Below are 20,135 nucleotides of genomic sequence, written 5' to 3'. Positions count from 1 at the left end.
GACACCGGCGGATCAGCCGAGTTGTTCGCCGGAGTCGGGACGGCTCAGCCCGCGCGGACCACGGACCTGACCACCGGGCAGCCGTGTTCCAGCGCCACCAGTGCCAGATCGGCGCGCTGGCCCGGTTCGAGGGTCCCCCGGTCGACCAGGCCGACCGCGGTCGCGGGTCCGCTGGTGACCAGCGCGACCGCGTCGTGCAGCGGCATGATGTCGCGCTCGGCCAGCGCAAACGCCGCACCCAGCAGCGATGACGGCAGATAGTCGGAGGCCAGTGCGGTGACCAGGCCCAGACCTGCCAGCTGCTCCGCCGACACGTTGCCCGAGTGCGACCCGCCGCGCAGGATGTTCGGTCCGCCCATGACGATCGACATGCCGCGCGACCGGGCCTCGCGGGCCGCCTCCTCGGTGGTCGGGAACTCCGCCACCGCGCCCCCGCGGCGCGCCAGGTCGGCGATCTCGACCGCGGACTCCGGGTCGTGCCCGAAAATCCGGGCGACGCCCTGACCGGCCCGCGCGGCGAGCCAATCCATCGCCTCCTCCCGCACGGGCAGGCTGTCCTCCCTGGTGCGGATCACGCCGTCGACGTGCAGCCGGGCGTCCTCCATCGAGATGCCCCTGGTCTCGGCTACATAGCGTTCGAAGAAGGTGCGGTCGGCGTACTGGCCGATGCCGGGCGTGTGGTCCTCGTGCGAGATCACCGCGGGCACCTCGGTGTCGTACGCACCGACCGCGACCTTCGCATCGAGGTGCCCGCGCATCGCCGCGAGACCTTTGGCGGAACGCACGTCGAGCCGGTGCAGGACGCGGTGATCGACCAACTGTCCCGCGTCGGGCCGGGCGTTCCACTCCTCGATGGCGTCGCACATCTGCTGCGCCACATGCACACTGCGCTGACTGGCGGCGGTTTCGCGGTCCGAGAAGGACGCGCCGTGGAAGACGGTGGTGATGCCCGCCGCGCGGAGCTTGCCCTCGAACGACATCATCGAGAACAGCCACGGCAGTTCGGCACCCGGCCGGGGCAAACGCTCCTTCTCGAGCCCGTCCGAGTGGACGTCCACCAGGCCGGGGAGGCAGAACAGTCCGTCGCCGTCGACGTCGACCGCGACACCCGGACGGGCGGGCCCGACCTCGGCGATGCGGCCGTCCCGGACGACGACCCTGGCGTCGTCGACGACGCCGCCGGGGAGGACTGCGCGGACGTGCCCGAGGACGTAGTCGGCGGGTGCGCGACCGAGCGACCAGGTCGGCTGCCGGACCGGTGTCGGCGCGCTCATGCCACCGCTCCCAGCACCTCGGCGGCCGTACCCTCGGCGGCGATCCGGCCCTCCTCGAACCGGACCACCCGGGATGCGAGGCGGTGCATCGCTTCGAGGTCGTGGAACACCGCGAGCACCGCCACGCCCTGCGCGGACAGCGACGCGATGAGATCGAGTGCCCGCTCGCGGTTCGCAGGATCGAGTGCCGAGACCGGCTCGTCGAGCAGCAGCAAACGCGGCGGATTGACCGTTCCCGCAGCGATGTTCACGCGCTGGCGTTCACCACCGGAGAGGACGCTGCAGTCGACGTCCCACAGCGCCTCGTCGAGCGCGAGGCGCTGGAGGGCGTCGGCGGCCGCGTCCCGGGCATCGGCCCGGCTCATGCCGCGGCGACGGCCGGCGGCGGCCACCACCTCCATCGGGCCGGTGCGCGGCGGCGCCGACAGGAACTGTGAGACGTAGCCGAGTTCGCGTCCCCGCAGCCGAGCCATGTCGCGGTCCGGCAGTGCCGTCAGATCGACGGGGCCGTTCTCCGTGCCGAGGGTCACCATCCCCGAGTCGGGGAGGTAGCTGCGGTGCACGCAGCGGAGCAGGCTGGACTTGCCCGCGCCGCTGGGTCCGGCGAGCGCGACGTGCTCACCTTCCGCGACGTCGAGGTCGACGCCGTGCAGCGAGGTGACGGTGCGCCCGTCGATCGTGTGCAGGGTGAAGGTCTTTCGTAGATTTCGTACCGAGAGAACGTTCTTCGTCATCGTGCACTCACCTTCGGGCCGCGGCGACGAGCCGCTGGGTGTAGGGGTGGTGGGGATCTTGGAACAGCTGGTCGGTGAGTCCGGACTCGACCACCCGGCCGACGTTCATCACCAGGCTGCGGTCGGTGAGCGCTTCGATGACCGCGAAGTCGTGACTCACGACCACGGCGGCGGTGTCACGCTCGGCGAGCAGCTTGCGCAGCAGGTCGAGGACGCCCGCGGCGACGGACGCGTCGAGCCCGGTGGTCGGCTCGTCGAGGAGCAGGACGCGTGGATCGGTGGCGAGGGCCTTCGCGATCTGGACGCGCTGACGCATGCCGCCGGAGAAGGTCTGGACGGGATCGTCCATGCGGTCCAGCGGCACCTCGACCTGCTCGAGGAGGTATGCGGCCCGGTCCCGGATCTCGTGGTAGTTGCGCCATCCCGCGGCGGTGAGCCGCTCGGCGATGTTGCCGCCCGCCGACACCTTCATCGTGAGCCCGTCGGTCGGGTTCTGGTGCACCAGACCGATGGTGTCCACCCGCAGCGCCCGGCGCTGCGCGTCGTCGAGCTCGAAGATGTTGCGCCTGCCGTCCTCGACGGTGGTGAGGAACATCTCGCCCGTGGTCGCCCGTTCCTCGCCGACCAGGCAGCGCAGCACCGTCGACTTCCCGGAGCCGGACTCACCGATCAGACCGAGGGCCTCGCCCGGTGCGACGTCGAACCCGACGTCCCAGGCCGCCACGACGGCACCGGTCAGCGGGCTGATCGCGGTGCCCGCCGTCGGTCCGGTACCGGGAACGGCGTCCGCGCCGCCCGGACCGTGCACCTTGCCGATGCCGCGCGCGGCGAGGGTCCAGCCGTCCGGCGTCGCGGGCACCGGCCTGGGCTCGGCCGCAGCGGCCCGGCTGCGGGTCGTGACGCGGCGGACACGCCGCGTGGGATCGGGCAGGAACTGCATCGGCGCCGCCGCGCGGTGCGTCTCGGCGTCGACGTCGCCGTCGAGGGTGCGGGTGCACCACTCGATGTCGCTGCACGCCTTGCGGCCGCCCGGCGCCTCCACGAGAAAGGTGTCGGTGGATCCACAACGGGCACACGCTGCTTCAGCGTCACTCTCCACCTCGAACGGCACGTCGTCGAAGGTCAGTGGGGTGACCGTGGTGTACGGCGGGACGGCGTAGATCCGCTTCTCGCGACCCGCGCCGAACAACGTCAGGTGCGGTGAATCGTCCAGCCGCGGAACGTCCCAGCGCGGAATCGGGGTGGTCGCCATGACGTAGCGACCGCCGACGAGGACGGGGTACCCGGTGGTCTTGGTGATGACGCCGTTGCGGACCAGGTCCTCGTACAGGCTGACCCACATCATCGAGTAGTCGGCCTCGGCGTGCATGCGAGCGCATTCACTCACGGACTTCTGCACTCCGCGCAGCGGTTCCGCCACCGGAACCTGCAGAACGAGGGTCTGGCCGTCGAGCATCGGCTCCTCGGGGATCCGGTGCCGGCTCTGCACGACCGACGACTCGCGGGTGTCCTGGGTCTGCTCGCAGCGCTCGCTGTCGACGATCAGGCGCCGCAGGTTGGTGGCGTTGACGCCGTCGTCGTCGCCCTGGTCGATCACCTTGACGACGTCCTCGCCGCCGAGCAGGCCGAGGGTGATCTGGAGGCCGCCCGACCCCCAGCCGCGAGCGACGGGCATCTCCCGGGAGCCGAACGGCACCTGGTAGCCGGGGACGCACACGGCGGACAGGGTGGCGCGCCGGATCTCACGCTTGGACCCCTCGTCGAGGATGCCGCGGCGGTCCTCGCCGGCCTCGATGGCGCGGAGCACGTCCGCGACGGTCGGATCGGGGATCGCGGTGGTCGCGATGCTCATCAGCAGGTCCTTCCAATGGGTTCGGCTGTGCGCTCGGCGATCTCGTCGAGCTGACCGTCCACTCCCCGGACCGCCCGCTTGCGGTCCATCATCGAGCGGAAGGTGACGTAGTGCGGGAGCTTGAGGTGCTCGAGGAAACCGCAGGAGTCGAGACCGTCGGTGGTGAGCAGCAGCACCTGCTCGAGACCGTCCCGGTCACCGAATCGGCGGCACGCGATGTCCAGGTTCGCCATCGCGATGGCCTTGCGCTCGTTGTGCCCGAAGCACAGGCCGTACCCGACGTCGAAGCGGCTGCGGTCCTCGTCCGGTCCGTCGAGGTCCTCGATCGCCTCGCACTCGGAGGCCCGGATCTCGCCGACCACGACGGGGTTCCCGGTGTGCGGGTGAACGACGCGGAGCGGGAGCCGGCCGTGCCGCACCTCGCCGAGGGTGACCTCGTGGATGTTGCCCTCGGTGCCGCGGATGGAGCGGTACCAGGTGCCGATCAGCGCACCCGTCTCCGCGCGGGCCATGCTCGCCAGGACCGCGGATCGCGGCGCCGGGGGCCGCGCGGGGTGCCGCGACAGGTCGAACGGCGCCGCGGGCTCCGCGCCCGCGGCGGGGCGGTTGTCGACCAGCAGGTCGCGGTCGCGCAGCCACTCCGAGAAGCGGCGCGGCCGCCGGTCGGTGTCGGCCCGCTCCGGTGTGTGCGCCACCGAGTCGTCGACGACCCGAGCGGCAGGCTGCTGAGCGCGGTCGAGCATCCGGCCCGTGTAATCGCTGGTGCGGCCGAGCAACTGCGGCCCGTCCGGCGTGCGGTGTGCGGGCACGATCCGGCGCAACACCACCATCTCGTCGGGGTCGATCGGTTCGCTCATCGCCAGCCGCGGCATCGTCGACTGGTGCGCCCGCACCAGGTGCGTCGCCTCGATGACGTCACCTTCGGCCTGGCGCAGCGCGTCCGCGGCGGTGTCCTCGTGGTACAGGCTGCCCTCACCCATCACCCGGTCCACGGCCAGCCGCATCCGGCCGGTGACCTGCTTCGTCGTCAGCCACGGTGCGGACACGTGGTCGCGGGCACCGCGCACCAGGTCCTCCGCGGCGAGGATCGCGTCGAGTCCGCCGCGCGCTCCGGAATATCCCATCTCAGTTACCTCGTCGTCGTTGTGGCAGTGGTGGTTCGGGGGACGCCGACGATGCCGCCGTCGGGGTCGACGAACAGCAGGTCGATGCCTGCCGGGAAGTCGGCGACCCGGCCTTCGCGGATCGTCCAGATCGCCGGATCGACACCGCGCGGGGCGAACAGGAGTTCGCCCGCGACCCCGGGGCCGGTGAGCAGGACCGGGTCTCCGCCGACCACGGACTCCACCGCGATCACCACGGTCGCGCCCGACTCCGGGCTCGCCGCCGAACCCGGGTGAGCGTGCGCGACCGCGTCGGCCGCGGCGGCCGGATCGAGCACCGTCACGTACCGCGCGGCGTGCACCTCGACGACAGGCGCACCGGTGGCGACCTCGACGATCGGTTCCCAGGCGTCGCCGGGCAGGTCCACCAGGTGTGTTCCGGTGTCGAGATCGGCGAGTGCGAGCACGGGAAGCAGCGCGGCCGGATACCCGGACGGCGGCAGTGGGTGCACCGTGCCGGGACGCGACAGCGCCTCCAGCGCAGACCGGTACACGCGTTGCGCGGCAACGGCATCCAATGCGGCGCCGCGCACCGCAGCGGTATCGGTGATCATCAGGTGAGCTCCTCGAATCGAACGACGGTGGGCGCCAACGCGGCCCACTCGTCCCGGTCGGCGGTCGCGTGCTCGCCCGCCACCCGGGCACACAGGTCCAGTACTCGCTGGGAGCCGGGCCGGTCGGCGGCCAGTTCGGCATCGCACACCGCCGCGGCCAGCGTCGCGATCCTGTTGTCTCCGAGTCGCACGGCCCAGCCGCGCTGCCCGTTCAAGCTGACCTCGGCACGGCACGCGAGCACGTCACCGAGCAGAAACCTGTCGTGGGCGATCGGCTCACGCACCTGCGCCGCGATGGTGCCGACCTCCGGTCCGGACAGGACCGTCAACTCGGCTCCGTCGGTCAGGCACTCGTCTGCGAGCGCGACCAGATCGTCCGCCGCGGCACGCGCCAGCAACTCGGCGGCGCGATCCCGCGTGAGGGGGGGTGAAGTCATGACGAGGCAACCTCTTTCGTTTTCGAACCGAGTGTGGGTGAGGCCGAATAGGCCGTATCCGATTGCGTCGACCCGATTTCCATGACCACCCGGACGGCGTCGCCGCGCATCCAGCCGACGCTGTGGAAAAGGGGACGACCGCTGACGCTGTCGCGACTGACGCTCTCGACGATCCAGGCGGGCACACCTGTCGCCAGCTCCAGCCGCTCACGAATGTCCGGCGGCGGGACGTCCGACGCCACCCGGCACCACGACCGCACCGCACACACGTGGCCGACCTGACGCAGCACCTCGCCGAGCGACTCCTCGACGCGCATCGCATCCGTGAACTCCGGCACCACATCCGCATCGATCCACTCGATGTTGGTGCCCGAAACCAGGTCGTCGATGTACGACATGCGCAACATCCGATGCGCAGGCGTACCCACCGGCAGGCCCAACCGCAGCGCGGGCTCGGCGGGCAGCCGATCCTTGGTGATGTCGAGCACGACCGCCCTGGGCCGGGCACCGGCGTCCCGCACCGTCCGATGCCAGGACGGCGGCCGGTCGCGGGAGATCACGTAGTCGATGCGGTTGGCCACGAACGTGCCCGCGCCCCGCACCCGCCGGACCCGCAGCCGCCGCTCCAACTCCTGCACGGCGGCCCGCGCGGCCGACCGGCTGACCTCGAACCTGCGCATGAGCGTGTGCTCACTGTCGAGACGCGCACCCGGGGCCATCCGGTCGATCTCCGCCTCCAACTCGTCTGCAATGAGGCGATATCGCTGCAGCGTCATGCCGACAACTGTCGATTCGGAAGTTGTACGGACAATCGCCCTCCGGGTAACCCGGAGGGAAACGCGACTGAACATCGGGACAGGTTGTCCGGGTCCCGACCCTGCGGCACAGTGAGGGAGACCACTCCCGCCGATCCGAGGAGTCATCCATGACCCGTTCCGTCCGCGTGGGCGTCCAACTCCAGCCGCAGCACGCCCCCGACTACGGCCTGATCCGGGACGCGGTGCTGCGCGCCGAGGACCTCGGCGTCGACATCGTGTTCAACTGGGACCATTTCTATCCACTGACGGGCGATTCCGACGGCGCCCACTTCGAGTGCTGGACGATGCTCGGCGCGTGGGCCGAGCAGACCGAACGGGTGGAGATCGGTGCCCTCGTCACCGGTGGCGGCTACCGCAACCCGGACCTGTTGGCGGACATGGCACGCACGGTCGACCACATCAGCGGCGGCCGGCTGATCCTCGGCATCGGCGGCGGCTGGTTCGAGAAGGACTACGACGAGTACGGATACGAGTTCGGTACCGCGGGCAGCAGGCTGAAGCTGCTGGGCGGCAACCTTGCCCGCATCCGCGCCCGCCTCGACAAGCTCAATCCGGCGCCGACCCGGCACATCCCGATCCTCATTGGCGGCGGCGGCGAGCGGAAGACGCTACGGCTCGTCGCCGAGTACGCGGACGTCTGGCACAGCTTCGCCGACCTCGACGCCCTGGCACACAAGTCGACGGTGCTGGCCGGCCACTGCGAGAACGTGGGCCGCGACCCGCACCACATCGAAAGGTCGGTGGCGTGGCCGGGGGAGACGGAGGCACAGGCCTTCGTCGACGCAGGGGTGACACTGTTCACCGTCGGCGCCGGTGGACCGGACTACGACCTGTCCACGCTCACCGAGGCGGTGCGCTGGCGGGACGAGCACTACGCGCAGCCGCTCGCCGGCCTCGCCTGAGCAACTCACTCCGTGCTCGTGTGACGGTTCACACCTCCCGAGTGTATACCCCCTTGGGTATATTCGGCGGCAGTTGCACCGACCCGAGGAGAACCCCATGTGCCGCCCCGTCCCCTGTTCGACCTGCAAGAAGACCACGTGGGCCGGCTGCGGCGCGCACGTCGACAGTGTGATGAGCGCCGTCCCCGCATCGCAGCGCTGCACCTGCGCTCGCGACACCGCCAAGCGGGGACTGCTCGACCGGATTCTCGGCCGATGACCACCCGCCCCGCCCGAGACGAGAACCTGCATGTGACCGCCCCCTGCCGCCAGGGCTGGACCGTCGAACGCGTCGTGCCCCTCGTGGCCGGCGTCATGATCCTGATCAGTGTCGGGCTCGCCGCCGCCGTCTCGCCGTGGTGGCTGATCCTCACCGGTTTCGTCGGCGCGAACCTGATCTTCTACTCGGCGGTCGGATGGTGTCCGGCCAGCCTGCTCATGGAACGCGCCGGCCTGCAGCGCGCGAGTTGCCGCGCCCGCGCCTCGACCATCTGATCGAGAGCCCGGCCGACATCGTCTCGGCCTGCGAATCGGGCGTCGATCCGCCCTTCTGCGCGCCACGCCGTTAGGCTTCCGGAATGACCCGATCACGATCGGTCAGGGTGTGGATCCTCGCGGTGCTGGCACTTCTGCTGGCCGTCACCGCCACCGCCTGCGGCAGCGACGGCGAGAGCACGACCACCGACCTGTGCTCCCCGCCGGGTGTCGGTGCCGCCGCGGCGGCGCCCACGAACCTCGACGCCGCCGCGGCGCAAGCCGGTGAGGACCGCTACACCACCCCGACGACCGTCCCCCTCGACCAGATCGACGTCGGTTCGCTCGGACTGATCACGCCCGGCGTCCTGAGCGTCGGCACGCTGTCCGACGCGCCGCCGAGCATCTGCGTGAACTCTGCCGGAACCTTCACCGGCTTCGACAACGAACTGCTGAAGGCGATCGCCGAGAAACTCGGACTGCAGATCCAGTTCTCCGGAACCGAATTCGCCGGACTGCTCTCCCAGGTCGCGAACGGGCGCTTCGACGTCGGGTCCTCGTCGATCACCACCACCGACGAGCGCCGCAAGACCGTCGGCTTCACCAACGGCTACGACTTCGGCTACTTCTCTCTCGTCGCACCGAACGGCGGCCCGGTGCAGTCGTTCTCGGACCTGAACTCCGGCACCCGGATCGGCGTGGTGCAGGGAACCGTGCAGGACGACTACGTCGTCAACACACTGAAGCTCGACCCGGTGAAGTTCCCGGACTACAACACCGCGTACGCGAACCTGAAGACCGGGCAGATCGACGCGTGGGTGGCGCCGTCGCAGCAGGCCGAGGGCGCGATCCAGCCGGGCGACAACACGTCGATCGTGCAGAACACCTTCAGCCTCAACAACTTCGTCGGCTGGGCCGTGCCACTCGGCAACCAGCGGCTGACCGACGCGCTGAACTCCGGCCTCGACGCCGTGATCGCGGACGGCACCTGGTCGGAGCTGTACACCGAATGGGTGCCGCGGGAGCTGCCGCCCGGCTGGAAGCCCGGCTCGAAGGCGGCACCGGAGCCGGAGCTGCCCGACTTCGCCGCGCTGGCCGCCGAACAGGGCGCGGGGACGTCGACGGAACAGGTGGCCCCGAAGTCGACCCTCCAACAGTTGCGGGACACGTTCTTCAACTGGGAGCTGTACCGGCAGGCGATCCCCGACCTGTTCACCACCGGCCTGCCGAACACGATCATCCTGGCCGTCACGTCGGGCATCGTCGGAACCGTCCTCGGCATGCTGCTGGCCGTCGCAGGCATCTCCCGCACCCGTTGGCTGCGGTGGCCGGCCCGCGTCTACACGGACATCTTCCGCGGGCTGCCCGCCGTGGTGATCATCCTGCTCGTCGGACTCGGGGTCGGGCCCGTCGTCAGCGGCGTCACCGGCAACAACCCGTACTGGCTCGGTGCCGCGGCGCTGGCGCTGCTGGCGGCCGCGTACATCGGCGAGATCTTCCGCTCCGGCATCCAGAGCGTGGAACCGGGGCAGATGGAGGCGGCCCGCGCCATCGGCTTCGGCTACCGCCGGGCGATGACGCTGGTGGTGATCCCGCAGGGCGTGCGGCGGGTGCTGCCCGCGTTGATGAACCAGTTCATCTCGCTCATCAAGGACTCGTCGCTGATCTACTTCCTCGGCCTGCTCGCCAGTCAGCGCGAACTCTTCGCCGTCGGCCGCGACCTGAACGCGCAGACCGGCAACCTGTCCCCGCTCGTCGCGGCGGGCCTGTTCTACCTGGCGCTGACGATCCCGCTCACGCATCTCGTCAACTACATCGACCGGCGGCTGCGTACCGGGAAGGCCGACACCTCCGGCACGCTCGACGACCTCGAGCAGGCCATCGTCGTGGAGAGGGGCTAGGCCATGACCGACACCACCGCAACCGAGTCGGGCACCCTCACCGGGACCGGACTGCACAAGGCGTTCGGCCGCAACAAGATCCTGCGCGGCGTCGACATCCACGTCGCCGCAGGCACCACCACCTCGGTCATCGGCCCGTCCGGGTCCGGCAAGTCGACACTGCTGCGGGTGCTGAACCGCCTGCACGAACCGGACGCCGGCGACATCCTGCTCGACGGCCGCTCCGTGCTCTCCGACGACCCGGACGAGCTGCGCCAGCGAATCGGCATGGTGTTCCAGCAGTTCAACCTGTTCCCGCACCGGACCGTCGTCGACAACGTCGCGCTCGGCCCCCGCAAACTCAAGGGCCTGTCCAAAGAGGAGGCCCGCGAGCTCGCCCTCGACCACCTCGATCAGGTGGGTCTGCGCGCCAAGGCGGACTCGCGGCCCGGGAACCTGTCCGGCGGGCAGCAGCAGCGGGTCGCGATCGCGCGGGCACTGGCGATGAAGCCGGAGATCATGTTCTTCGACGAGGCCACCTCCGCTCTCGACCCGGAACTCGTCAAGGGTGTGCTCGCGCTGATGGCGGATCTCGCCTCCGCCGGCATGTCGATGATCGTCGTGACCCACGAGATGGGCTTCTCCCGCAGCGTCGCCGACACCGTGGTGTTCATGGACGGGGGCGTGGTCGTCGAGACCGGCGAACCCGAGGCGCTGTTCGAGAACCCGCAGACCGAGCGACTGCAGGCGTTCCTGTCGGAGGTGCTGTGAGACCAGGCCGCTGACGCCTCGGCGGATCAGACGGCGTCACCCGTCGGCCGGCAGGCCGTGCCTGCCCGCACCGCCGTCGAACCGCGCGGCACCGGCGATGCCCTCCGCGAGCACGGCGGGCACCCCTTCCCGGCCCTCGGCCCGGATCGCGTCGGCGAGCGGCAGATCGAACGACCGGTACGCCGACGCGCGATCGGTGAGCATGCACACCTGAGGGAACGCCGCGATCTCGCGGGCGAGTCGCTGCGCCTGCGGCAGGGCCTCGCCGTCGGGAACGACCCGGTTGGCCAGGCCCATCGCCAGTGCCTCGGCGGCGTCGACGGCGCGTCCCGTCAGGATCATGTCCAACGCGCGGCCCTGTCCGACGATCCGCGGCAGCCGGACCGTCCCGCCGTCGATCAGCGGCACACCCCAGCGGCGGCAGAAGACGCCGAACGTCGCGGACTCCTCGACCACCCGCAGGTCGGCGAGCAGTGCCAGCTCCAGACCCCCGGCCACCGCGTAGCCGCTGACCGCCGCCACGAGTGGCTTGCTCAGCGCCATCCGGGTCGGTCCCATCGGTCCCGAGCCACCGCCGTCGGGATCGAGTTCGTTGCGACGGGCCGGGTCGCCCACCGCCGAGAGATCCGCACCGGCACAGAAGTTGCCGCCCGCGCCCCACAGCACCGCGACCCGTGCGTCGGCGTCGGACTCGAAATCTTCGAATGCACAACGCAGTTCGGATGCCGTCGGGCCGTCCACGGCGTTGCGCCTGTCGGGCCGGTCCAGGGTGATCGTGGTGATTCCGTCCACGGTTTCGGATCGAACGGTGTCGGGCATGACGGCCTCCCTCGTCGACGTGGGCGAGAGCTCCACGGCGTTCTGCCGATCGGACTCTCGTCGGTTCGCTCCTCCAGTCGACTCCTTCTACCAGGGCATGCCCGTGACGCTCAAGCACCGGCCTGTTCGCGGCTCCTCGCCGACGTGGCGCTGCGCCGCCGCCGTCGGGTCGTCGTCGACGTGATTGTTTCCTCTTCATCCGATCGAGGTGAAGCGAAGCCGGCGGCTGGGAATGACGATGGGGTCACACCCGACACCCTTGCGAGGAGCGCCCGATGTGCAATTCCCCCAAGAATCCGAGTGCTGCGACTGCCGCCGCGAACCGGGCGGCAGTGGACAGGTACGACATGGCGGACCGGCGGGACTTCGCCGATTCTCGACGGGGGCTGATCGCCGAACTGCCCGGCAACGTCACCGGTGCGGACGGCCACGCGATCTTCGATCCGCACGACTTCGACTACATCGGCGACGACACACCCGCCCCCGATTCCGTGGAGCCGAGCCTGTGGCGGCAGTCCCAGCTGATCCGGCACGGCGGCCTGTTCGAGGTCACCAAGGGTCTGTACCAGGTACGCAACAACGACATCGCGAACCTGACGGTCGTCGAAGGCGACGACGGGCTGATCGTCGTCGACTGCATGGCGGGCGTCGAGTCCGCCCGCCAGGGCATGGCGCTGATCCGCGAGCACGTGAGCGACAAGCCGGTGGCGGCGGTGATCTACACGCACACCCACATCGACCACTACGGCGGGGTCAAGGGGGTGGTCGACGCCGAGGACGTCGCCTCGGGCAAGGTGCCGATCATCGCGCCAGGCCACCAGTTCGACAAGTACGCGATAGGGGAGAACGTTGTGGCGGGCAACGCCATGGCCCGTCGCGCCGCCTACGCATTCGGTGGTCTCCTCGAGTCCGGGCCGCGGGGCTTCGTCACCTGCGGTATCGGCATCGCGAGCACCTCGGGTCCTGAGGTCTCCTACATCTCGCCGACCGACCTGATCACCGAGACCGGAACCCGGCGCGAGGTCGCGGGCGTGGAGTTCGAGTTCCTCTACGCGCCGGACACCGAGGCGCCGGAGGAGATGCATATCTGGATTCCACAGCTGGCCGCGTTGACGTGCGCGGAGAACGCCAACCACTCGCTGCACAACATCCAGACCCTGCGCGGCGCCCGCACCCGCGACGCCCGCAACTTCGCCCGCTACCTGGACGAGACCCTGGAGCGGTGGGGCGACGCCGCCGAGGTGCACTACGGCCCGCACACCTGGCCGGTGTGGGGCAACGAGAACATCACCGCGTTCATCGAATCGCAGCGCGACACCTACAAGTACATCCACGACCAGGCACTGCGCCTGGCGAACAAGGGGTACACCCCGCTGGAGGCCGCCGAGGTCGTCGAACTGCCCGAGGAACTCGCCCGCAACTGGGCCAATCGCGGGTACCACGGCACACTGCACCACGACGTGCGCGCGGTCTACACCAAGGAACTCGGGATGTGGGACGGCGATCCGGTGTCGCTGCACCCGCATCCGCCGGCCGAGTCCGCGAAGCGGTTCGTCGAGTTCGCCGGAGCCGACAGCATTCTCGCCGAGGGCAGACGCGCAATCGAGGACGCCGACTACCGGTGGGCCGTGGAGATCCTGCACAAGCTGGTCTTCGCGCAGCCGGACAACACGGCGGCGCGAGAGCTGCAGGCGGATGCCTACGAACAGATGGGCTACCAGGCGGAGGGCCCGCAGTGGCGCGGAATCTTCCTCAGTGCCGCACTGGAATTGCGCGAGGGAATCAAGCCGATGCCGTTCACCACCGCCAGCCAGGACACCATTCTCGGCATGCCGATCGACATCCTCTTCGACTTCGTGGCCGTGCACATCGACGGCCCGAAAGCCGCCGACGTCGACCTGCGCATCGACTTCGAGTTCGTCGACCGGGCCGAGACCTGGACCACGTGGATCCGGCGCGGCACCCTGGGTGCCCGCCGCGGCGCGTCCCGAGACACGCAACTGACGGTGTCGGGGCCGAAGGCCGCGCTGACCGGGGTCCTGTTGCAGCCCGGCGACGCGACGAAGCTGGCCGAGTCCGGTGCTGTCACCCTCGCAGGCGACGCGCAGGCACTGGCGACGCTCGCCTCCGTGCTCGACGAGTTCGATCCGTCCTTCCCGATCGTCACCCCGTAGACGCCACGCACCTGTGCGCGGTTTTGGTAGCTCCAACTACCAAAACCGCGCACAGGTGGCGGAGCCGCCTAGGACCCGAAGGGGTTCCCGAACATGTGCAGATCGCCGAGTCCGCCGCCGTAGTGGTTCAGGTCGATGGCGGCATTCACACCGGGGATGCGACCGGAGTCGGTGTACTGCCAGAACGTCCAGCGCGTCCAGCCGCCGGGCAGCGGGCCCGGGGCGTTCCGGCCGTTGTAGTCGGCGATCCACAGCGGGTAGTGGGAGAACTCGGTGGTGTTCGCCATCGCCGTGCGCCAGAAGTTCGGATAGGTGTAGATGATCGGCTGCCGACCGGTCAGCGCCTGTACCGAATTCAGGTAGCGGCGCGTCCAGTCGATGAGCGCCGCGGGCGGCAGCCCAGCCGAATGCTCCATGTCGAGGACCGGCGGCAGACCACCGGCGACCAGCGGAAACGCCGTGGACGCGAAGAACGCGGCCTGCGCCTCCGGCGACTGCCGCGGGTCCGCATAGTGGTAGGCGCCGCGGGCGATGCCCGCCGCGCGCATCCCGATCGCGTCCTGCACGAAATAAGGGTTGACGTAGTTCAGACCTTCGGTGGCCTTCACCATGGCGAACTCGTGACCCGACGCGCGGACGGCAAACCAGTCGATGGGCGCACCGCCCGGGTGCTGCCAGGACGCCACGTCCGGACCGTTGATCTGCGCGTTCGCCGCGCCGGGAACGGCAACGGCGAGCGCCGCCGCGAGCAGCACCGGCGCGAGGCGGATGACAGTTCGGATACGACCGCGGCGTCCTGACGTCATCGGCCGAGACTAAAACGACATCCCTCCGCCGTGAACCGGTTCGCGCCGATCGTTATCAATCGTTCGACCCGGCGTCACCCCGCGCGGCGACCGTTCGGCTATCCGAGCCAGTCCAGCACCGCCGCCGCAGTCCACGACTGCTGCATGCTGCCGAGAGGCTCGCCGGTGAACGGCTCGTAGTACTCGGCGAAGCTGCCGTCGCCGGCCTGCCGCAACCCCTCGGCACGCAGGTGCCGGGCCCGCTCGGCCCACCCGCGCCGGGCGAACACCCACGAGAACAGCCACGTCATCACGGGCCACACCGGTCCCCGCCAGTACTCGCGGGGGCGGAAGTCGCCGGACACCGGCGACGTCGACGGCGGCACCCCGTACCGCAGGTCCGGGTGGCCGCAGAAACGCGGACCCTCGAAGGTCCGCAACAGCGCCCGCTCGACGTCACGAGGCAGTCCGCCGCACAGCAGGGGCGCGAACATCGCGAGCGTGTCCGTACCGATCCAGCGCCCCGTGCGCAGATCGAAGTCGCGGGCGGCACCCGAACGCGGATGCGTTGTCGCCACGACACCGTCCCGGAACCGCTGCGCCCACAGGTGCAGGTCCCGCACGTCGGCCTTCGGGGCGGAGTGCTCCTCGCCGATGGTCGCGAGCACGTCGCACGAGAGGGCGAAGATGGCGCTCACGAAGACGTCCTCGACCGCGAAACTCATGGCGTCCACCAGGTCCGCGTCGTCGTAGCGGACCCGTTTCATCTCCTCCAGGAGCCACAGGTAACGGTCGTACTCCGCGTCGCTGGGACGTTGCGTCGGGTCCGAGACGACGACGGTGTCGGCGCGCAGATAGACGGGCACCGACCCGGGAATCACGTTGGCGTACGGCGAATCCCAGCGCGGCGAGTTGTCCATCCCGGACTCCCAGCCGTGATAGAGCGTCACCCGGCCGACCTCCTTCGGGTCGCGGGCGTGCGCGAGCCAGCGATGCCAGCGCATCAGGTCGGGCCAGCGGCGGTCGAGGAACTCCTCGGCGACGGCGCGAGTGCTGCGGCCGTGCCTGCGGGAGTGGTCGAGGATGCGTTGCACGGCGATGGCGTGCACGGGAGGCTGGGTGATCCCGGAGGTGTGGACTCCGGGGGAGTGGGCGGCGAGCGTCGTGCACGCCCATCGGTCGGGACCGGGGAAGTAGCCGTCGACCCCGTTCGCGAACACGATGTGCGGGATCATCCCGTTCTTCCACTGCGCGGACAGCAGCGTGTCGAGTTCCACGACGGCGCGCTCGACGCTCAGAGGGGCCAGTCCCACGGCGACGAAGGCCGCATCCCAACTCCACATGTGCGGATACAGCCGGGGCGCCGCACTCGTCATCGTTCCCAGGTCGTTGCCGCGAAGGAGGTAGGCGGCCCGTGCCGCGAGCTGGGTGGGGGTGAAGCCGGGGTCGGACATGCCCACAATTGTGCGACCCGGCCGGACCTTCCGCCCGCCGGGATCGTGTGAGCCCGTCGGCTCAGCCGGAGCGGGACACCTCGTCGGAACTGCGGAACACGAGCCGCCCGTCGTCCAGCTTGATAGCCCACCGCTTGGCGAGCGCCCAGCTGCGACCGTAGTCGGCGTCGTCCGCGGCGAGGTTGTCGCCGAAGTCGTCGACGATCACGCCCGACCCGTCCGTCTGCTCGCCCTCACCGGTGGCCGGGTCGACCTTGGTGACCACCGTGTCGCCGACGGCGAGCGGCGTGGCTTCCGCCTTGCCGGATCCACCGCTCTGCTTGCCGGGCCCCTTGCCTGCGGCCGACGCCTTGTCGGATTCCGCCGAGTCCTTGCCAGATCCCATGTGTCGCGACTTCCTTCCTTGTCGCCCGGGGCCCGGTGCATCACTCCGGATCGGAGCGTGCCGCGCCCCGCACGGCATCAAGTGTCGTAACCAGAATGTAGCTGACGTTGTACCGAGCCCGCATGTCGGAAACCGATCGAATGGACGATTGCGCAGTTCAGGGTACTCCGACGGGAACGGTCGGTCGGGATTGGCGAGGGCGAGTCGGCGACCGGATCAGGGCGCCACGGAGGAGCGGAGCATCCCGGTCGGAGGGACGGCGAGGACATGGTGCAGTTCGTCGAGCTCGACCGGCGGGGAAACGACGTCCGCCCAGGGGAACACCGCGCCGGTTCGTGCCAGGAAGTCGACGGCCTGCTGGAGGTGCCGCGGCTCGTAGTTGTGGACCCCGGTGATCGTCAGGTGCCGGCGCACGACCGCCTCGGGGTCGACGGCCAGCGCGGGCCCCGGTGCCACGGAGCCCGCCAGCACCAGCACCCCACCGATGTCGAGCCGCGCCAGGCCCTGCGCGATCGCCTCCGCCGAACCCGAGAAGTCGAGGACGACGTCGACGGTTCCGCCTGCGTCACCGACCCCGCCGAACCGATGCGCGACATCCACCCGTGAGGGGTACAGATCCGCGATCCGCACTCGGGCGCCCGCTTCCGCACACGCTGCGGCGGCGGTCACACCGAGCATCCCGGCACCGCAGATCAGCACACGCCTGCGCAGCAGCGGTCCCGCGGCCTCGAGGGTCGCCATCACGGTTGCGGTCGCACAGGCGGCAGGCGCCGCGACCGCGTCCGCGACCGTGTCCGGGACCCGTACGACCGCCGTCCCCGCGGGCAGCACGATGTGCTCGGCGTAGGAACCGGACAGCGCCCAGTCACCCTCGAACGGCTCGTGCCCGACCTTGCGGACCAGCTCACACTTGGCAGTGCGGCCGGCTCGGCACCGCTCGCACCGGCCGCAGGCGACGGTGACGGACCAGACGATCCGGTCACCGACCGACACGTCGGCGCTGTCGCCGCCGACCGCCTCGACCACGCCGACCGCCTCGTGACCGAGGACGGACGGGCAGGCGGCGGATCGTCGGCCGGTGACGGTGTGCAGGTCGCTGCCACAGATCGTGGCGAGCCGGACCCTGACGAGGAGATCACCGTCCGCGAGCGCGGGGACCTCGACGTCGCGGAGTTCGACGCCGTCGCCGGTCCAGACGGCGGTGCGGCTCAGACGAGTTGCGAGCGAATCCACCCGGACAACCTCTCAATGGCGTAGACGATGACGAAGATGACGATCACGATCGCGCCCGCGACGTCGAAGTTCAGGGTGCGGATCGATTCGAAGAGCAGGAAGCCGACACCTCCCGCGCCGACGACGCCGAGCACCGTCGAAGTACGGATGTTGACGTCGAGCAGGTAGAGCGTGGACCCCACGACGGAGGGCATGGCCTGTGGCAGGACGGCAGCGAACAGGGTCTTCCACCAGCCGCCGCCGACCGCACGCACCGCCTCGAGCGGACCCGGGTCGATCTCCTCGATCGCGTCGGCGACAAGTTTCGCGAGGAATCCGATCGAGCCGATCGCGAGGGCGCAGGTGCCCGCGACGGGTCCGAGACCGAGAGCGGCCACGAACACCACCGCGAGGATCAGTTCGGGGACGGCGCGGACCACGAGAATCCATCCGCGGGCGAGCCAGAACACGACCGGATGGGGGGTGACGTTGCGGGCGGCGAGGATCGCGACCGGAATCGACAGGACGGCGCCGATCGCGGTGGACACGACACCGATCGCGACGGTCTCCCCGGCGGCAGTGAACAGGTCGCTGCCGAGGGCGTCGAAGTCGGGCGGGATCATCCGCGTGAAGATCTCGAGGGACGGGCCCACCCAGGTCAGCAGCGACAACGGGTCGATCTCGAGCACCCACAACGCGGCGACCGTCGTGGCACCGATCAGCACCGAGAACGCGATGCGTCCCAGTCGTTCCCGACGGGGGTTCGAATTCCCCGGGGTGAGCAGCATGCGCCGCACCACGATCGCGAGGACCTCCATCACCGCGATCATCACGAGGATGATGCACACGATGCCGAGGGCGCGCGGGTAGACGAGTCCGCGCAGGGCGTCTTGCAGGGCGAATCCGATGCCGCCCGCACCGACGAATCCGAGCACGACGGACATCCGCAGGTTGATGTCGATGCGGTACACGAAGGTGCCGATCCAGGACGGGACGACCTGCGGGACGACCGCATTGGTCATCTCCCGGAACCACCCGGCCCCGGCCGCCCGAACGGCCTCGCGCGGCCCGGCGTCCGACTCCTCGATCGCGTCGGCGAACAGCTTGCCGAGCATGCCGATCGAGTGCAGCGCGATGGCGAGAATGCCCGGCAGGACGCCGATTCCGAGCGCCCGCACGAACAGCACCGCGAACAGCAGATCCGGCATCGCGCGACAGAAGGTGATGATCGCGCGCGCCACGGCGTACACGGCCGGATGCGGCGTGGTGTTGCGAGCTGCGAGGAACGCCAGCGGAATCGAGGCCGCCGCGGCGAGCACGGTCCCGAGGACCGCCATCAGCAGTGTCTCGAGCGCGAGCACGCCGATCCGGCCGGGATCGGACACCTCGGGCGGAAGCATCCGTTCGATCAGGTTGGCGACGTCGTCGAGTCCCTCGAGCAGGGTGCCGGGTGCGAACTCGATCGACCACGCCGACACGAGCGTGGCGACCACCGCCGCCAGGGACAGCGCGGGCAGCAGACCCCGCCGCGGCGCGCGGGGCCGGCCCGTCCCGGCGGCGGAACCGCCGGGACGGCTGGTGAGGAGCAGGCTCACAACGACCTCGCGGACGCGTCGGACGTCTCCGGGTCCACCCGCTGGTAGATGTCCATGACCTCGTCGCGGGAGATCCCGACGGCGGGTCGGTCCATCACCTTGACGCCGTTGCGCAGCCCGACCAGCCGGTGCGCCCAGCCGAGCGCGAGGTCGACCTGGTGCAGGGTGCACACGACGGTGAGCTTCTCCTCGATGCACACCCGGAACAGCAGGTCCATGACGATCCCGGCGTTCTCGGGGTCGAGCGAGGCCACGGGCTCGTCCGCGAGGACGATGCTCGGCTGCTGCATCAGCGTGCGTGCGATCGCGACCCGCTGCTGTTGCCCGCCGGACAGTGTGTCCGCACGCCGCTCGGCGAAGTCGGCCAGTCCGACCCGGTCGAGGTGGTCGAGCGCCTGTCTGCGCATCGCCTTCGGGTAGGTCAGTGCGCCGTAGCGGGGGATCGTCAACCGTCCGAGACCGCCGACGAGGACGTTCTCGAGGCAGCTGAGCCGGCCCACCAGGTTGAAGTGCTGGAAGACGAATCCGACGTCCCTGCGCAGGGTGCGCAGTTGGCGAGCGGACGCGCCGTCGACCCGGACCCCGTTCACGACGATTCCGCCGGACGTCACCGGGTTCAGTCCGTTGACGCAGCGCAGCAGCGTCGACTTTCCAGATCCCGACAGGCCGAGCAGCACGACCAGTTCACTGCGGTGGATGTCGAGGCTCACGTCGTCGAGCGCGACGGCGTCGCCGAAGGTCTTGGTGACGCCGCGCAGGGAGGCGACGATGTCGTCGCCGGCGACGGGAGGATGGGGTCCGGGCGCGTTCACG

21 protein-coding genes are annotated in these 20,135 nt (G+C 70.1%); 7 read left to right on the top strand and 14 right to left on the bottom strand.

The window, feature by feature from the left end; translation table 11 throughout:
• Window positions 1-44: 44 nt before the first annotated feature.
• From ACFSJG_RS09470 to ACFSJG_RS09440, 7 genes are read right to left on the bottom strand one after another with little or no spacing between them, the layout of a single operon-like run.
• Complete coding sequence (locus ACFSJG_RS09470; protein WP_378484945.1) at window positions 45-1,274, bottom strand: alpha-D-ribose 1-methylphosphonate 5-triphosphate diphosphatase; 1,230 nt, start codon at window positions 1,272-1,274, stop codon at window positions 45-47.
• Complete coding sequence (locus ACFSJG_RS09465) at window positions 1,271-2,008, bottom strand: ATP-binding cassette domain-containing protein (RefSeq protein ID WP_378484944.1); 738 nt, start codon at window positions 2,006-2,008, stop codon at window positions 1,271-1,273. Before ACFSJG_RS09465 ends, ACFSJG_RS09470 begins: the two co-directional genes overlap by 4 nt.
• A gap of 7 nt (window positions 2,009-2,015) precedes the next feature.
• The gene (locus ACFSJG_RS09460) at window positions 2,016-3,860 is read right to left on the bottom strand and encodes an alpha-D-ribose 1-methylphosphonate 5-phosphate C-P-lyase PhnJ (protein WP_378484943.1); all 1,845 of its coding nucleotides are present in this window, start codon (window positions 3,858-3,860) and stop codon (window positions 2,016-2,018) included.
• Window positions 3,860-4,984: a carbon-phosphorus lyase complex subunit PhnI gene (locus tag ACFSJG_RS09455; protein WP_378484942.1), complete on the bottom strand. Its 1,125-nt coding sequence runs from the start codon at window positions 4,982-4,984 to the stop codon at window positions 3,860-3,862. Before ACFSJG_RS09455 ends, ACFSJG_RS09460 begins: the two co-directional genes overlap by 1 nt.
• A gap of 5 nt (window positions 4,985-4,989) precedes the next feature.
• Window positions 4,990-5,577: a phosphonate C-P lyase system protein PhnH gene (phnH, locus tag ACFSJG_RS09450; protein ID WP_378484941.1), complete on the bottom strand. Its 588-nt coding sequence runs from the start codon at window positions 5,575-5,577 to the stop codon at window positions 4,990-4,992.
• Entirely contained in the window at window positions 5,577-6,014 is a 438-nt protein-coding gene (locus ACFSJG_RS09445; RefSeq protein WP_378484940.1) for a phosphonate C-P lyase system protein PhnG, read from the bottom strand. Before ACFSJG_RS09445 ends, phnH begins: the two co-directional genes overlap by 1 nt.
• Complete coding sequence (locus ACFSJG_RS09440; protein WP_378484939.1) at window positions 6,011-6,790, bottom strand: GntR family transcriptional regulator; 780 nt, start codon at window positions 6,788-6,790, stop codon at window positions 6,011-6,013. Before ACFSJG_RS09440 ends, ACFSJG_RS09445 begins: the two co-directional genes overlap by 4 nt.
• Before the next feature lie 149 nt (window positions 6,791-6,939).
• Here ACFSJG_RS09440 and ACFSJG_RS09435 point away from each other — a divergent pair, with 149 nt between their 5' ends.
• The 5 genes from ACFSJG_RS09435 (at window position 6,940) to ACFSJG_RS09415 (ending at window position 10,898) form a co-directional block, all read left to right on the top strand.
• Window positions 6,940-7,734 carry an LLM class F420-dependent oxidoreductase gene (locus ACFSJG_RS09435; protein ID WP_378484938.1) on the top strand — a complete coding sequence of 265 codons (795 nt, stop codon included), beginning with the start codon at window positions 6,940-6,942 and terminating at the stop codon, window positions 7,732-7,734.
• Between the two features lie 97 nt (window positions 7,735-7,831).
• Complete coding sequence (locus ACFSJG_RS09430) at window positions 7,832-7,993, top strand: hypothetical protein (RefSeq protein ID WP_378484937.1); 162 nt, start codon at window positions 7,832-7,834, stop codon at window positions 7,991-7,993.
• Window positions 7,990-8,268, top strand: a complete 279-nt coding sequence (locus tag ACFSJG_RS09425) for a YgaP family membrane protein (RefSeq protein WP_378484936.1) — start codon at window positions 7,990-7,992, stop codon at window positions 8,266-8,268. Before ACFSJG_RS09430 ends, ACFSJG_RS09425 begins: the two co-directional genes overlap by 4 nt.
• An 83-nt stretch (window positions 8,269-8,351) precedes the next feature.
• On the top strand, window positions 8,352-10,148 hold the full coding sequence (locus ACFSJG_RS09420; protein WP_378484935.1) for an ABC transporter substrate-binding protein/permease: 1,797 nt from the start codon (window positions 8,352-8,354) through the stop codon (window positions 10,146-10,148).
• Between the two features lie 3 nt (window positions 10,149-10,151).
• Window positions 10,152-10,898: an amino acid ABC transporter ATP-binding protein gene (locus tag ACFSJG_RS09415; RefSeq protein ID WP_378484934.1), complete on the top strand. Its 747-nt coding sequence runs from the start codon at window positions 10,152-10,154 to the stop codon at window positions 10,896-10,898.
• A gap of 36 nt (window positions 10,899-10,934) precedes the next feature.
• Here ACFSJG_RS09415 and ACFSJG_RS09410 read toward each other — a convergent pair whose 3' ends face one another.
• Window positions 10,935-11,717, bottom strand: coding sequence for a crotonase/enoyl-CoA hydratase family protein (locus ACFSJG_RS09410; protein WP_378484933.1), 783 nt, complete (start codon window positions 11,715-11,717; stop codon window positions 10,935-10,937).
• On the opposite strand from ACFSJG_RS09410, the gene ACFSJG_RS09405 reads away from it, so the two are divergent.
• A complete protein-coding gene (locus ACFSJG_RS09405; protein ID WP_378484932.1) occupies window positions 11,716-11,901 on the top strand; it encodes a hypothetical protein in 186 nt (61 codons plus the stop codon). The two genes, ACFSJG_RS09410 and ACFSJG_RS09405, sit on opposite strands and share 2 nt — an antisense overlap.
• A gap of 91 nt (window positions 11,902-11,992) precedes the next feature.
• Complete coding sequence (locus ACFSJG_RS09400; protein ID WP_378484931.1) at window positions 11,993-13,891, top strand: alkyl/aryl-sulfatase; 1,899 nt, start codon at window positions 11,993-11,995, stop codon at window positions 13,889-13,891.
• 68 nt (window positions 13,892-13,959) lie between these two features.
• Here ACFSJG_RS09400 and ACFSJG_RS09395 read toward each other — a convergent pair whose 3' ends face one another.
• From ACFSJG_RS09395 to phnC, 6 genes are all read right to left on the bottom strand, one after another.
• A complete protein-coding gene (locus tag ACFSJG_RS09395; RefSeq protein WP_378484930.1) occupies window positions 13,960-14,697 on the bottom strand; it encodes a glycoside hydrolase family 25 protein in 738 nt (245 codons plus the stop codon).
• 98 nt (window positions 14,698-14,795) lie between these two features.
• A complete protein-coding gene (ggh, locus tag ACFSJG_RS09390) occupies window positions 14,796-16,130 on the bottom strand; it encodes a glucosylglycerate hydrolase (protein WP_378484929.1) in 1,335 nt (444 codons plus the stop codon).
• Window positions 16,131-16,191: 61 nt separating this feature from the next.
• Window positions 16,192-16,515, bottom strand: a complete 324-nt coding sequence (locus ACFSJG_RS09385) for a hypothetical protein (RefSeq protein ID WP_378484928.1) — start codon at window positions 16,513-16,515, stop codon at window positions 16,192-16,194.
• 216 nt (window positions 16,516-16,731) lie between these two features.
• Window positions 16,732-17,748, bottom strand: coding sequence for a zinc-binding dehydrogenase (locus ACFSJG_RS09380; protein WP_378484927.1), 1,017 nt, complete (start codon window positions 17,746-17,748; stop codon window positions 16,732-16,734).
• Window positions 17,724-19,322: a phosphonate ABC transporter, permease protein PhnE gene (gene phnE, locus ACFSJG_RS09375; protein ID WP_378484926.1), complete on the bottom strand. Its 1,599-nt coding sequence runs from the start codon at window positions 19,320-19,322 to the stop codon at window positions 17,724-17,726. Before phnE ends, ACFSJG_RS09380 begins: the two co-directional genes overlap by 25 nt.
• Entirely contained in the window at window positions 19,319-20,134 is an 816-nt protein-coding gene (phnC, locus tag ACFSJG_RS09370; protein ID WP_378484925.1) for a phosphonate ABC transporter ATP-binding protein, read from the bottom strand. The genes phnE and phnC overlap by 4 nt, the downstream gene beginning before the upstream one ends.
• Window position 20,135: the final 1 nt, after the last annotated feature.

The sequence above is a fragment of the Rhodococcus gannanensis genome (genome assembly GCF_042681175.1).
GTDB classification, from domain to species: domain Bacteria; phylum Actinomycetota; class Actinomycetes; order Mycobacteriales; family Mycobacteriaceae; genus Rhodococcus_G; species Rhodococcus_G gannanensis.
This window is presented reverse-complemented; position numbering and strand designations above follow the sequence as displayed.

Bases quoted from the DNA above. Each gene is read 5' to 3' on its own strand.
- ACFSJG_RS09470 (WP_378484945.1), bottom strand. From the start codon at position 1,274: ATGAGCGCGCCGACACCGGTCCGGCAGCCGACCTGGTCGCTCGGTCGC.
- ACFSJG_RS09395 (WP_378484930.1), bottom strand. From the start codon at position 14,697: ATGACGTCAGGACGCCGCGGTCGTATCCGAACTGTCATCCGCCTCGCG.
- ACFSJG_RS09440 (WP_378484939.1), bottom strand. From the start codon at position 6,790: ATGACGCTGCAGCGATATCGCCTCATTGCAGACGAGTTGGAGGCGGAG.
- ACFSJG_RS09415 (WP_378484934.1), top strand. From the start codon at position 10,152: ATGACCGACACCACCGCAACCGAGTCGGGCACCCTCACCGGGACCGGA.
- ACFSJG_RS09425 (WP_378484936.1), top strand. From the start codon at position 7,990: ATGACCACCCGCCCCGCCCGAGACGAGAACCTGCATGTGACCGCCCCC.
- ACFSJG_RS09435 (WP_378484938.1), top strand. From the start codon at position 6,940: ATGACCCGTTCCGTCCGCGTGGGCGTCCAACTCCAGCCGCAGCACGCC.
- ACFSJG_RS09465 (WP_378484944.1), bottom strand. From the start codon at position 2,008: ATGACGAAGAACGTTCTCTCGGTACGAAATCTACGAAAGACCTTCACC.
- ACFSJG_RS09455 (WP_378484942.1), bottom strand. From the start codon at position 4,984: ATGGGATATTCCGGAGCGCGCGGCGGACTCGACGCGATCCTCGCCGCG.
- ACFSJG_RS09385 (WP_378484928.1), bottom strand. From the start codon at position 16,515: ATGGGATCTGGCAAGGACTCGGCGGAATCCGACAAGGCGTCGGCCGCA.
- ACFSJG_RS09405 (WP_378484932.1), top strand. From the start codon at position 11,716: ATGACGGCCTCCCTCGTCGACGTGGGCGAGAGCTCCACGGCGTTCTGC.
- ACFSJG_RS09445 (WP_378484940.1), bottom strand. From the start codon at position 6,014: ATGACTTCACCCCCCCTCACGCGGGATCGCGCCGCCGAGTTGCTGGCG.
- ACFSJG_RS09460 (WP_378484943.1), bottom strand. From the start codon at position 3,860: ATGAGCATCGCGACCACCGCGATCCCCGATCCGACCGTCGCGGACGTG.
- ACFSJG_RS09400 (WP_378484931.1), top strand. From the start codon at position 11,993: ATGTGCAATTCCCCCAAGAATCCGAGTGCTGCGACTGCCGCCGCGAAC.
- phnH (WP_378484941.1), bottom strand. From the start codon at position 5,577: ATGATCACCGATACCGCTGCGGTGCGCGGCGCCGCATTGGATGCCGTT.
- ACFSJG_RS09430 (WP_378484937.1), top strand. From the start codon at position 7,832: ATGTGCCGCCCCGTCCCCTGTTCGACCTGCAAGAAGACCACGTGGGCC.
- ACFSJG_RS09410 (WP_378484933.1), bottom strand. From the start codon at position 11,717: ATGCCCGACACCGTTCGATCCGAAACCGTGGACGGAATCACCACGATC.
- ggh (WP_378484929.1), bottom strand. From the start codon at position 16,130: ATGTCCGACCCCGGCTTCACCCCCACCCAGCTCGCGGCACGGGCCGCC.
- ACFSJG_RS09420 (WP_378484935.1), top strand. From the start codon at position 8,352: ATGACCCGATCACGATCGGTCAGGGTGTGGATCCTCGCGGTGCTGGCA.